The 12253-nt window shown below is 39.9% G+C and carries 12 protein-coding genes; 4 read left to right on the top strand and 8 right to left on the bottom strand.

Annotated features, from left to right (window positions below; all coding sequences use genetic code 11):
- The first annotated feature begins 1009 nt into the window (after window positions 1–1009).
- The gene (locus tag QZ562_RS05900; protein ID WP_293758015.1) at window positions 1010–1177 is read left to right on the top strand and encodes a hypothetical protein; all 168 of its coding nucleotides are present in this window, start codon (window positions 1010–1012) and stop codon (window positions 1175–1177) included.
- Between the two features lie 1058 nt (window positions 1178–2235).
- Here the strand turns inward: QZ562_RS05900 and QZ562_RS05895 are convergent.
- The 4 genes from QZ562_RS05895 to QZ562_RS05880 all read right to left on the bottom strand — a co-directional run bounded on the left by QZ562_RS05895 (window position 2236) and on the right by QZ562_RS05880 (window position 6843).
- Entirely contained in the window at window positions 2236–2832 is a 597-nt protein-coding gene (locus QZ562_RS05895) for a superoxide dismutase family protein (protein WP_293758012.1), read from the bottom strand.
- Window positions 2825–3064, bottom strand: coding sequence for a hypothetical protein (locus tag QZ562_RS05890; RefSeq protein ID WP_293758009.1), 240 nt, complete (start codon window positions 3062–3064; stop codon window positions 2825–2827). The genes QZ562_RS05895 and QZ562_RS05890 overlap by 8 nt, the downstream gene beginning before the upstream one ends.
- A 1836-nt stretch (window positions 3065–4900) precedes the next feature.
- Window positions 4901–6136 carry an FtsX-like permease family protein gene (locus QZ562_RS05885; protein WP_293758027.1) on the bottom strand — a complete coding sequence of 412 codons (1236 nt, stop codon included), beginning with the start codon at window positions 6134–6136 and terminating at the stop codon, window positions 4901–4903.
- A 2-nt stretch (window positions 6137–6138) separates the two neighbouring features.
- Window positions 6139–6843 carry an ABC transporter ATP-binding protein gene (locus QZ562_RS05880; protein ID WP_293758006.1) on the bottom strand — a complete coding sequence of 235 codons (705 nt, stop codon included), beginning with the start codon at window positions 6841–6843 and terminating at the stop codon, window positions 6139–6141.
- Window positions 6844–6950: 107 nt separating this feature from the next.
- Here QZ562_RS05880 and QZ562_RS05875 point away from each other — a divergent pair, with 107 nt between their 5' ends.
- From QZ562_RS05875 to QZ562_RS05865, 3 genes are all read left to right on the top strand, one after another.
- Window positions 6951–7520, top strand: coding sequence for a DUF3299 domain-containing protein (locus tag QZ562_RS05875; RefSeq protein WP_293758003.1), 570 nt, complete (start codon window positions 6951–6953; stop codon window positions 7518–7520).
- 3 nt (window positions 7521–7523) lie between these two features.
- Window positions 7524–8006, top strand: coding sequence for a hypothetical protein (locus QZ562_RS05870; protein WP_293758000.1), 483 nt, complete (start codon window positions 7524–7526; stop codon window positions 8004–8006).
- Between the two features lie 70 nt (window positions 8007–8076).
- Window positions 8077–8739, top strand: a complete 663-nt coding sequence (locus QZ562_RS05865) for a DUF3299 domain-containing protein (protein ID WP_293757998.1) — start codon at window positions 8077–8079, stop codon at window positions 8737–8739.
- Window positions 8740–8765: 26 nt separating this feature from the next.
- Here the strand turns inward: QZ562_RS05865 and QZ562_RS05860 are convergent, their stop codons facing one another.
- The 4 genes from QZ562_RS05860 to QZ562_RS05845 form a co-directional block, all read right to left on the bottom strand.
- Window positions 8766–9443, bottom strand: coding sequence for a DUF1826 domain-containing protein (locus QZ562_RS05860; protein ID WP_293757996.1), 678 nt, complete (start codon window positions 9441–9443; stop codon window positions 8766–8768).
- 1 nt (window position 9444) lies between these two features.
- The gene (gene zigA / locus QZ562_RS05855; RefSeq protein ID WP_293757993.1) at window positions 9445–10671 is read right to left on the bottom strand and encodes a zinc metallochaperone GTPase ZigA; all 1227 of its coding nucleotides are present in this window, start codon (window positions 10669–10671) and stop codon (window positions 9445–9447) included.
- Window positions 10672–10818: 147 nt separating this feature from the next.
- Window positions 10819–11112 (bottom strand): MerC domain-containing protein, encoded by a 294-nt coding sequence (locus QZ562_RS05850; protein WP_293757990.1) that lies wholly within the window; start codon window positions 11110–11112, stop codon window positions 10819–10821.
- Window positions 11113–11630: 518 nt separating this feature from the next.
- Window positions 11631–12188 carry a DUF2796 domain-containing protein gene (locus QZ562_RS05845; RefSeq protein WP_293757987.1) on the bottom strand — a complete coding sequence of 186 codons (558 nt, stop codon included), beginning with the start codon at window positions 12186–12188 and terminating at the stop codon, window positions 11631–11633.
- Window positions 12189–12253: the final 65 nt, after the last annotated feature.

Below are 12253 nucleotides of genomic sequence, written 5' to 3'. Positions count from 1 at the left end.
TTAGCGGCGATGGTAGTTTGGGGTCTCCCCATGCGAGAGTAGCACACTGCCAGACTCCTCATAATAAGAAAGGCCACCTGTTTCAGGTGGCCTTTTTTTATGTCTATTGATTAGGGATATTCAGGGGGCAGGGAAGTAAGGGGTAGGGAAGCAAGGGGCAGGATGGGCTACCGCTAGAAACACAAACACATAACGGTGTATCCTGTTCTTATTCCCATTGTGAGCCGTTTACGGTAAATCACATAACTTACCTTTACCCACTTCATTATTGAAATTAGGATTACATGCTAAAACACTAAGTAAATTTATAAACTGCACATTTATAAAACATGAAATATTCTGCCCAGTTAGATGATTAGGGTAGATACTGAAATCTATTATGACGAACGGTGTGTTGAATAAACTGGATATTCAGGCATTCTAGGATTGTGACGTCAGAATGTGCTTTGAATATTATCTACAGTACAATTCGACTTGCCCCTTTAAGTGAATTGCAGACATACGAGTGAATCAATCTAGACTGATAAAAGATAGCTCAGTACAGTCATTCAATTTTGAAAAGTAGCATAATGTTTCTGCACTAGGTCATATGCTAGCTGCATACAATTAACTCGCTCACCACACGCTTGAATGTTTTCCGGTTTGCTTTCAATGTAGCTAGTCCAACCAAACTTCAAAACGAGTATTCAAGGCTTGCTTTAATTATTGCTATATATAATGCTTTCGAAAAGCGTAAATATAAATGCCGAACCTAAAGCTTGGGAGAGAGAAATGACGTGTAAACAATGTTATCAGTTAAACATTGGTATTGATTGGGCAACCAGTAATCATGATATATGCACTGAATTTCCCATCAAAAAACACAGTTTTAACATTAACAATACGTTCAAGAATACATTGACGAATAGATAATGTCGCTCCACCAGTAATATCATGTCTAAATAGCCGTTGCGGATGAGTTATGTAAAGTGCCAATTGTTTATGGTCTTAACAAGGAGAAATTGTCACTATGTTTACTATCGATACTGCGATCTTTGTAAGCTATAAAACGGCCTTTTTAGCAAGCGGAGCGAAGGATGAACCTACCGATGCTGAACTTGGCTTAGGCATGATACTGCGTGATCTAGAAACAACTAACACTCAACATGCTCAAAGTGTCAGGAACGGAAGTCTCTAATTTCTAGCCGCATAACGAAGACGGCTTGTTAACGCTAAAAAAACGCTACATCGACCGTATTTAAATACTTTGAAACAATACTATCCTCAGGTACTAGAGTGGTCTTTGCATAAAGATACGTAGTTTTTTTCTGATGTCTCATTCACTGGCTGAGTATTACTAAATTAAAAAGAGCAAGAGGATCAATAAACAGAGCGCCTTTTAATCGTATAGGGGGAAAAGCGGTAACGCTATTAAAGCACTGTATATTGTTAATATACAGTGCTATGCCATTGACTGAATATGAGGCCATCTAAGAGTAAAGCCAGTTTTACATTAAGGTTTCAGCATTACAGCTTTAAGCCGTCATCGTGGCTATTAATCATTTAATATCGCCACTTATGAGTTTTTTAACGGTATGAGCAACGCCCATATTTTCAAAACATTATCCACCACAGGACCTTGTCTTGTTTCTAGGTTGTTAGTAATAATGGGCAAGATAGAGACGCTCTTTATAAGTGTGGCTGGAGTACAAACCTATTCAAGTATTGTGCTGGTCACTGAGGGCAGTGGTATAAAATTATGGCTACATAGGCGATAAAAGTGTTCAAAACTCTTACGACAATCATTCATTGAGTGGTCAGTAAAATCTGTTAGCCAGTCCTTACGAGCTTCCTTGTATCATAATCAACAGGGTGCAAAAGGAAAGATTTATAATGCCGCAATTAGAGAGCTCGCGTTTAAATGAATCAAGATATTGTTTAAATACTGGAAGAGTAATAACTCGTAATGCGGGGCTAAATATCTACTTGCTTTAAAAGGGGGGAATTCTCCTCCACTGATGTCAAATTAGTTGAATGCCTCAGGGCGTGAATCAGCCATAGGGCTGACTAACCATTATCATCTAATTTGGTTCTGACCCCTTTTATTAATCATCTAATTTGGTTCTGCCCCCTTTTATTACGTCCAAAAAAAAGCGCATCATTGTTGGTAATGATGCGCTTTATATTAGCTTGTATACTTAACAGCAAACATTACAAAGTACTGTTTGTTTGTAACGTTTATGCAAGGTATAGCACTTACAGAACTGCGCAACCTATACGTCCACCAGCAGCTCCTGTTGGCTGGGTAGTATAGTCATCACCTCGTTCATGTATAATGAGAGCTGTACCATCAGCGTCAAGTAACGCAGGCAATCCGTGGTCACCATCAATGGAAGCACGCTCGTTAATAATCGTTAGTGTTCCGGTACCGTCAGCTCCGACTTCCATATTCATCATGTCGCCAGCATGCGGACCATCGGCAGATAACTTTCCATGGGCCATATTCATTGGGTTAAAATGACCACCTGAGGATTTAAAACTAGGGGCTTCACACGCACCTATTTCATGGAAATGCATGGCATGAGTACCAGCACCATCAAGGCCACTCACTGTAACTGTTACTTCTGTGCCTCCCTCACCAAGATCTTTTAAAGAAAGGGTGCCAAGGGTATCGCCTGTTGCGGTAAGAATAGTGCGCTCAAACAAGCTTGTATTATCTGTTGTTGACACTGGCAGTGATGCTGGCGCTGTTGCTAGTGGTGTTGTGGGTGATGTTGAGGGTGGTGTTGAAGGCGAGCAGGCAGCTAAAGTGCAAATAGAGCCTATTAGCAGTGCTGTTTTAAGGTTATTCATTATTGGTTTCCATTAAGTAATCGTTAGCAAAAAGAGTGCTGATATAGTGTTGTTTATTATTACGCATTACTTGCGTCGAGTGTTCAAAAAAAGTCAACTGTTGTTGTGCTAACATCTCAAAAGTGCCGGTAAACATACCAGCTAAGAGTGCATGGGAAGATAAACGATAAGCCCGTTTTATGCAACAGGCTGTGTTTTTATAACCTTCCCCGTATCCAGAAACTCTATCCAATCACGGTTTTATGTTTCATATGAGATTCAAAAAATATAGGACTCGGCTTTACCTGCGCAATATTCGTTAAGTAGGCATTCTGATTCTTTCAAATCCTTGAAGTGAGCTTGAACCAGCCATGTTAGTGTGCTGAGTGGCAACCGTTCTTCCAAATTATAGCCAATCATGTTCCCCAAGGGCTCATTAAATTCAGTCTCGCCCGATTGTACTTGCCAATTCCAAGTGCCGTTCCCAGTAGGCTGAATGACTAGCTGAAGTTGCTTTCGACTCTCATTAAATCTTGCTCCTACGTTCTTTAAATCAGCTATTTATGTCTGTAACAAATATACTGATTTTTTTGATTCGTCTGAGTCTGATGATTGAGTCATGGTCTTGGGTACTTCTGTGTATTACCAAGACGAGACTAAAAAAGGATAATCCACATTCCTGATCTGCTCAATATGCCATTATATAGGTAATGTAGATTATGAATTTATAGGAGGTTAACCATGATATTACTGATCATATATCTTGAGACCTTACCTTATGAAACTATTATTTTAAGATACCAGTGCACCACCAAGAGTTATTATCAAATTTTAAAAAAGATTAAAATAAAAAACCTGCTTCAATATGTCGTCCGTTAGTCTCAAGAAAAGGAAGTAATATTGTACTTCTATTGAATGCTTCAGGTTCGTTGAATCAAGCTAGTTAACACTCATTACTGAAACGTTTTCCCATAATGTTAACGAAGCAATTAAACGAAACGATAAAGTATCTATCGTCTTTTATGCTGGAGCACTCGGAATAGTATTAACGCCTGCTGATGGCAACGATAAAAATGCGCTCGCACAACTAATAGTAAAGGATGCGGAATTCTATTAAAGAGCTTGCAGCTTTTCGATAAGTAAAAATCTAGCCGCTTCTATTATCTAAATATAATCTCGTTTTTTTATATATCAACCCGTCGAGATTCACCTCCAATCAAGTCACCAAGATGCTATAAATGATCATTCTCTTGGTTTGGCGCTGTAAAGCTATCATTGGGATTAATATCTTGATGAATTTGAAATATTCAGTTCCATTGACCATCTTTAATCCGCAATAACTTTAATTTCTGGCTGCGGCTAATCAATTAGTGTACGTACATTATTGGAAGTGATATCCATTAAATAAGAAAACTGTGACAGTTGGGTATTATTAAACTCTAACTTCAAGGCATTCCAAATTTTTTCTTACATTTATTGGAGCATCGATATCGTTAGTTGTTGAGCTAAATCGATCGGTATCTTGTCTTGGGCAAAATGCTCACAGTTCTGAACCAATTTTTACGATGTTAAGCTGTAGGTTATTTAAGTATTTACCGCTATTTAATTTTTCGAAACGAAATAATTGTGCGTATAGATCACCATTGTCTTCTATCAATTTTTGGTTAAGCTCTGATTAGATGCGATAGTTATATACTGTTCTCTTGAGCGACGCCACTGGGCTACGAGTTCAACTGGTCATAAGAATGAATAAAAAAACATGATTGATAAGCGATCGATCATAGGAGGAATTGAGTGGTCTTAGTAAATGTCAAAATTTGCATGATTGCTGACGTTTAGTTAATAGTCGGTTTTCAAGTGTTTTGTCCCCGTGATTCTTATCACTATGAAACATGCAAGTGGATAAATTTTAAAGAGAGCTTATGTCTAGTCATTCCAGAAGGGATCCAAATCCTGCTTAGTGAAGGAAGGATTAACCAATCTTTGTCAAGAAGGATAAAGTAATATATTCGCGCACGAATCCATCAAACAGTAAGGTATGATTATGGCTGAAATTTTAGACTAAACGATTCCAAAACATGCTCATTAGTTACTTTCCTGTTAGCTGCATATGCAAGGCTTTTTTATATGCCTCAATCCCCGGATAAAGAGACACTATCATGGTTGCTAATATCACTAAGCCAATTAGGCTAACGATTTCAGAAGATAATAAATTGTGACTTAGAAACAAACCAAACTCGGAAACCATCCACCCGTCTAATATCACTAGCATTACTTTTAATCCACTGATTGCCATCGCTATTGATATACAAATCAAAATAAGGGACTCGAAAAGTATGAGTAGTAATAGTGTGAAAGGGCCTGCACCTAAAACACGCAATACTGCAATTTCTCCCTGCCTTTCGTTCATTGAAGCCAAAAGCATTGTAGCTAGCCCAAACAAAGAAGATATGAGTACCAATGCTGCAATCGCCCGCAATAAATTTTCCACCGTTGACATTAAGCTCCAAAGTTCCGCCATCGCTACACCAGGTAATATTGCCATAAGTCGATCATTTGAGTAGTTATTTAGCTCTCTCTGCATTCTAAAAATGGCAAACTTATTTGTGAGTCCTAGCATTACTGACGTAATACTCTCTGGCCTCAGCGCTGCGTTTTTTGGATTATTTAAAACAGTCTGTATAGTGGAAGGTGGTAGGTGAACTGCCTCGATAGCTTCAAGACTGATATGGACCGTTTTGTCGACAGGCGAACCTGTTGGCAGCAATATACCACTAACCACGAACGGTGCTTGCTCGTGATGTGTAAAGCTTGTACTGCCGATACCATGGGCGATAACAATCTTGTCATTGACTTGATATCCAAGGGTTTTTGCCACATCAGCACCTATCACAGCGTCAAAAAGCCCATCAAACTCGCGGCCTTCTTTGAACCTTAAATTTTGATTATTGCCATATTTATAATGCGTGAAGTAGCTGCCATTGGTACCCATTACTCGAAAGCCTCTATGTGAGTCTCCTAATGATAGGGGAATTGCCCACTCAACTACTTCATGTTGTTGCAACATCAAAAAGCTTTCGTACTTTATGTTGTTAGTGGGGTTGCCCATTCTAAATATTGAGTAGAGCAGCATATTTAGCTGCCCACTTGGCGCGCCCACAATTAAGTCTACGCTCGATATAGTTCGATTAAAGCTCTCCTTTGCTTGCAGTCGAATGTGTTCTACGCTGATCAAAACCATGGTACTGACACAAAGTGAAAGTAAGGTCAAAACGACTGTTTTTTTGCGGCTCAATAAACTGTTCCATGCAACTGAAAGTAAGATTTTCATAGCGACATTTCAAACTCAGGTGAGCTAAGTGAAGAAAGGTCTACCTTTCGCTCAAAATAATTACCAAGTGCAAGATCATGGCTTACAAAAATTAGTGTGGTATTGGCTGCGTCGCACATATGCATTAACACTTGCATGAATGCATCCCTTGCAGAAGCATCTAAAGCAGAGGTGGGTTCGTCAACTAACAGTAATTTCGGCTGGTTGATTAAAGCTCGTGCGATTGCAACGCGCTGTTGTTGCCCAGTGCTTAAATACCTGACTTGTGTGTTCAAAATATCCTTAGGTAAGTTCAAATTTTCAATCAGGGTTTGTGTACGAATTTTTATATCTGTATTGTCACTTTTGAACATAGAGTAGTTAGCAAAAAAAGCCGCGAGTTCAATATTTTTTGATACCGTTAGATAGGGGATAAGATTAAATTTTTGAAAGACTACACCGATATTTTTAGCTCTAAAGCGATCACGCTTACGATCCGACATATTATCTAATTCTTCATTGAATAGTGTTATTCGGCCGCTACTAGGGACCATAATACCGCATAAAATATTCAGAAACGTGGTTTTTCCAGAGCCAGAATCACCATATAAAAATACACGTTCGCCAAGCTTAAGTTGCCATTTTGGTATGGACAAAACGCTATCAGTGTTTTTCGAGTAGGTATAACGCAGATTCTCAATTTCAAGAGCAAACGATGACATCTTATAGGCTCCTTCTTAGTTTCAGCTACTTTTTTTAATTGTTATGTTATATCATTTGATTCGTGCGTAAACAAGTTATCTGAGCAGGTACATTTTAAGTGAAAGTAATGTTAACTATACATCGACTCGTGTTTGTTCTACTGGTTGCAGTTAGCCTCTCAACCGGAAAAACCGCTATTGCGGATGCTAAATATAATGAGATTGAATGGACACAACTGATGCCTGCAGATGATTTGGCGGCATTGCTTAATCCACCTGATTTTTTACTTGATATTGAGGATGGCGAAGATAATGACAATATCGAATCACTCAGTACTTTAAGTGAATCAAACGAAACCGCAAAACGCTTTGCACAAGCGCTTCAGTCTACTCGTGTGATTGATGCCTTTGATCAGGCGCGGATTAGATTACCGGGTTTTATCGTACCATTGCAGTCTGATGAGCAGCAGCGTGTCACGCATTTTTTTATTGTGCCTTATTTTGGCGCTTGCTTACACATGCCTCCCCCCCCTCCTAATCAAATCATTTACGCAGAGTTTCAATCCGGTGTTCAGCTTAACACTCTGCTCGATCCTTATTGGTTTGAGGGAACCTTGCAAATAGCTCATACCGTGAATGGGCTGGGCAGTTCAGCGTACACATTGCGATTGGACGCATATTCTCCCTATGAGGACTAAATTATGATGTCGCGAATAAAATATGGAATAATTTTTACTTTTGCCAATATAGTCATATCTAGTTTTTCATTTTTAATTCATGCCTGTGACTATCATGACCCTAGGGGTTTTGGGAATTTTAGTCATATGAAGCAATTTGGGCAAACACATCCATTAACGCAGCGCCACTCGTCTGCATTTATATCTGCAGGACTGACGCTAAAACATAAGAAGACTATAGTAGCTTCGATTGCTAAAACTCAGCGTGTCGATATAAATTATCATTTACCGACTGCATATAAAAATGTGTATTTACGCTTTACCTCCAGCGACGATATTTTACTGGAAGCTAATGATAATATTCAAATAGACGCACTTAACGGTGTATACACACTAGATTTCGTCGTAAAGGCAAGTGGAGATAGTCATATCTTGATATGGATTGATGCGATGAAAGGGTCTTTACCTTACTCGAAGGTACAGCGAATTGATGTGAGAGCTAATTAGTATTTTTTCGCAAACAACACAATCATTGATCAAAATAACTTGAAGATTTTATTAAACGATTACGAACAATATGGCTAAAATTTTTGTCTTTTTCATTACATGCTTGCTACTTGGTGTGGCTGCCGGTTATGCCTATGTAAACTTCCAACCGACACTTGCACAATGGTTGTTATTCAAACCCAAACTCTATCAAACTGACGAGGCGCACCTGCAAAATAAATATCAGGCACTTAGTCCTATTTTGCAGGTCCAATGGTGGCAACTGCTGCCTGATAATGAAAAGTCAGTATTAGAAAAGTATCAACAAATGCAGGCAAGCACACCAACCGAGTTAGCTGACACCATTTTTTTGTCTTTGCAAGCCAGTACTGACAATGAATATGGTGCCGCAATGATTTCTACCAACAGCGTGGATACGTTTGATAACAAAGCGGTGTCTATTTCTGGTTTTATTGTGCCTGTAGGCTATGTTGCGGATCGGAGCCTAAATCATATTTTTATCGTGCCGTATTTTGGCGCGTGCCTGCATTTTCCATCACCACCACCTAACCAAATGATATTTGCACAACTTAACAGCGGCTTCACCGATTTTGACATAAACCAAGCCTATCGCTTGGATGGCATTTTTCGCCGAGGTTTGTTTGAAGACCCTTTAGGTACCTCGGCTTACATTCTTGATGTGGTCTCTATCGAGCCTTATTATGACAATCCAGATAATTTTAGGCGGCATTAGATTTTTTAAAAAGACCCATATAATCTTTAAGCGACAAAGTCGACAGTCATTAATAATCTGTACTCGTCTGTTTTCAGCGGGGGAGAGCGATGAACTAAAGCACTGCCTTCATTGCCTTCCCAAGTATCGCCTTTTAACAAGGCTACATCACCGCAAGCGAGACTTTGAATGTCAGCTTCTGTAGCAATTAGCCCCGATTCTTCATCTGATTTACCGCCACTACCGTGTCCTAATTTGTTCATGTTTATTTTGTTATTCGGCAACCATTGCGTGCCGATACCGCTAAATGTGGTCACCAAACGACATGGCACCCGATCAAAATGAAAGCGCGGGCACATCGCTTTGTCGAGGACGGAAAGCCTTAGCCCCACTTTGTTGGTATCGAATAATATGCAAAACATATCGACAATATCGTGTATGTATAAACGCAGTTGTTCGCCATAAACCCTGTCTGCAGCAATAGTAGCAATGTCGTTTTCAATATTATCTGCTCTGACTTGCACCGTCTTGTTGAGCATAGGATCGCTACTGATATCTTGCGCCACCTGTTGTAAAAATTCAGTCGGTAAACGCCGACGCCATATCGCAATGTTGCATTGTTCATTATAGATATCTGTCAGCACTTGCGGATCGTCTGTCTCACTAGCAAAGCGGGTTTTCTCTATTACGATATCGCTATCTGTTGACTCTCTCATTGCGCCCATACTATTGCTCCCACCTTGGGAATGGGTCGCTTAAAGAACTCCAGTATGCTTGACCTCGGCATAAGTCTTCATCGTTTAATAAGCAAGCGTCCAACGCGACTGTTATTGCCGCTTTATCCAGATTTTGACCAATAAATACTAATTCTTGACGCATATCACCAAAGGGCTCAACCCACTGTTCTTCAATCGACTTAAGATCGTCTAGCTCTGTTGGCCACTGCGACTTGGGAACGGCCATCCAAAACATCCCTCCGTATCCGTAGTGAGCAATACCACCAGCTTGATTCCAATGTCCTGCACATTGCGGGCGACTGGCTAACCAGAAGTATCCCTTGGAACGTAACAACTTTCCAAAATCGCTGCTGTTGTGAAAAAACTGATAGATTTTTTCGGGGTAAAAAGGACGGCGTGCTGAATACGAAAAACTGCCAATGCCATATTCTTCTGACTCTGGTATATGTTCACCTCGCATCTCTTTGAGCCAGCCCGGCGCTTGTTGCGCTTTGTCAAAGTTAAAGAGTTGCGTACCCATTACTTCTTCAATAGCGATTTGACCTTTACTAATAGGGATAATTTTAGCCGTAGTGTTTAGGCTCTTTAAAATCGCTTCGAGTCTTTTTAGAGCATCATTGTCAATCAAATCAGTTTTGCTTATCAGTATGACATCTGCGAATTCCACTTGATCGATCAGTAAATCTGCTACTGTACGCTCGTCTTCTTCGCCTAAGGACTCACCGGTTTCAGCTAAATATTTTGCCTCGTCATAGTCCTTTATAAAATTTACCGCATCAACCACTGTGACCATAGTGTCGAGTTTGGCAATATCTCCTAGTGAGACTCCGTCTTCATCGGCAAAGGTAAATGTTTCTGCCACAGGCAGGGGCTCAGATATCCCCGTTGATTCGATTAATAAGTAGTCAAACGTGCCTTCATTCGCCAATCGACCTACTTCAAGCAGCAGGTCTTCACGCAACGTGCAACAAATGCATCCATTACTCATTTCCACGAGCTTTTCTTGGCTATGATTAAGAGAGACATCGTTTTTTATCATCGCAGCGTCAATATTAATGTCGCTCATATCATTCACAATTACCGCGACTTTTATGCCTTGCCTATTGTTCAGCACATGACTTAGTACGGTTGTTTTACCTGCTCCTAAAAACCCTGAAAGAACGGTAACGGGAAGCTTGGGCTTGGTTGCATTGTTTAAAAGAGTCTGTGTATTCATCGTATTCTCTATTGTTTATTTGTATTATTTTATTAGTTCAGCTCGATTGAACTTTCGTATGCTGTAGCTCGTCTTAATCGAAAATTACTTATATGTCCAAACGCGATTAGTACCGAGCCAATAAGCGGCACTATAACTTCGCCCTTTTCATCTAACGTGTCGTGTCCAAATATAGCGGCACTCAACGGTATCAGCATGCCAATAGCGCTGATAAAAAACACTTGTGCGGCGGCGGTGAAAGTAGTCCGTTGTAATCGCAAATATGCTAATAGGAGCAACGGCAATCACTAACCACAGGTGAAAACGTTCATCACTAAAGACAAGTAGGCCAGATACTGATGGTAGAACAATTAAAATTAGTGGTAGCGCCATACAATGCAATACGCACACGAACGACGATGCAATCGCGGTTTTTTCGCTAGCGTTTAATAGCTTTTTCATAATGTTCTCCTCTAGCCATCAGGCTTGAAGTGTATTCGCGTTGTTATAGACTCCTTTTAGTTCAATTTTAGAGTCAATAACCTCAAAGTGGGAGGTATTAGCTAGCGAGCACATGTCCTTCATAATCACACAGAAAACAAATAGCTCGTTCAAGCCGTTACATTGCACACATATCACAAATATAAGAGAGCGACCTTCGCTTAGCTGGTTAGTATGTTTGCAAACAATATTTCTGATAATATTTCTGTTAATATTTTTATTAATATTTCTGTTAATGGTGTCAAATCGGTAGGCAATGTGTAGCTCGTTTAAGAATTTTAAAATAAAATATATTGAGGTTCTGGTTATCTCGCCCTCAAAGCGCTCATTGCAGATTTTTGTTAACTCGGAGTCTGAAAGCGCCTGATTGGCGACAAGTAAAACGTTGAGCACTTGTTTATGCTTGTTAGTTAAACGGACGCGGTTTGTTTCACAGCGTTCTTGTACCGCTACCTTAGTCTGGTCGACATGAGCCTGGTTCATTGTCCAAATCTTATAACAGCTGATGATGATTTTAGCTTTACAGCGCCTTGTTGCTCGTTAGTTATCCATTGTGCATTGAGTACGTGTAAGGAGCTTGCCCATTCCATTACAGTAGCCACAGCAGAGTCAGGGGTATTCTTGCACTTAAAGATATAGGTGATTTTTATGTCTAAGTGCTCGCGCAAATGACCTTGTTCAACATGAGCAGTTATTGCATGTTTGTTGGCATGTGAATGAGTACTCTCAAGACTTTGGGGATTTAAATTGAACAAGGAGTGCGACATCGATACCAGCGTGCAGTATCTCGGCAACCTTATCATTTCTTCTACATTTTCAATCTTGCTCACAATGCTTTTTAATTTTTCCTTTTGCTCTGCCGACTCGGGAACATACTCAAATCCAAGTAAATCAGCTGCGGGTAAAATAAATTGAAACTGCCACTGTTGCTGATCTTGCGCAATCAACAACTGTCCGTCTCCATGCACATGTTTTTGTGCCACAACGGCTTGACAACTAAGACACAAAAAAGCCATTAGCAAACCTCGTCTAAACATAATTTCCTCTCAGCGTTTTGTGCTTCATTTAGATATTTTTTAATATCCACCTAAGTAATTGTTAC

The sequence above is a fragment of the uncultured Paraglaciecola sp. genome (assembly GCF_913058035.1).
Lineage (GTDB): Bacteria > Pseudomonadota > Gammaproteobacteria > Enterobacterales > Alteromonadaceae > Paraglaciecola.
Note: the sequence above shows the minus strand (reverse complement) of the source record. Positions and strands in the feature narration are given on the sequence as shown.

Coding starts and splice junctions, on each gene's coding strand:
- QZ562_RS05900 (WP_293758015.1), top strand. CDS start 1,010: ATGTTTACTATCGATACTGCGATCTTTGTAAGCTATAAAACGGCCTTT.
- QZ562_RS05895 (WP_293758012.1), bottom strand. CDS start 2,832: ATGAATAACCTTAAAACAGCACTGCTAATAGGCTCTATTTGCACTTTA.
- QZ562_RS05880 (WP_293758006.1), bottom strand. CDS start 6,843: ATGTCATCGTTTGCTCTTGAAATTGAGAATCTGCGTTATACCTACTCG.
- QZ562_RS05875 (WP_293758003.1), top strand. CDS start 6,951: ATGTTAACTATACATCGACTCGTGTTTGTTCTACTGGTTGCAGTTAGC.
- QZ562_RS05870 (WP_293758000.1), top strand. CDS start 7,524: ATGATGTCGCGAATAAAATATGGAATAATTTTTACTTTTGCCAATATA.
- QZ562_RS05865 (WP_293757998.1), top strand. CDS start 8,077: ATGGCTAAAATTTTTGTCTTTTTCATTACATGCTTGCTACTTGGTGTG.
- QZ562_RS05860 (WP_293757996.1), bottom strand. CDS start 9,443: ATGGGCGCAATGAGAGAGTCAACAGATAGCGATATCGTAATAGAGAAA.
- zigA (WP_293757993.1), bottom strand. CDS start 10,671: ATGAATACACAGACTCTTTTAAACAATGCAACCAAGCCCAAGCTTCCC.
- QZ562_RS05850 (WP_293757990.1), bottom strand. CDS start 11,112: ATGAAAAAGCTATTAAACGCTAGCGAAAAAACCGCGATTGCATCGTCG.
- QZ562_RS05845 (WP_293757987.1), bottom strand. CDS start 12,188: ATGTTTAGACGAGGTTTGCTAATGGCTTTTTTGTGTCTTAGTTGTCAA.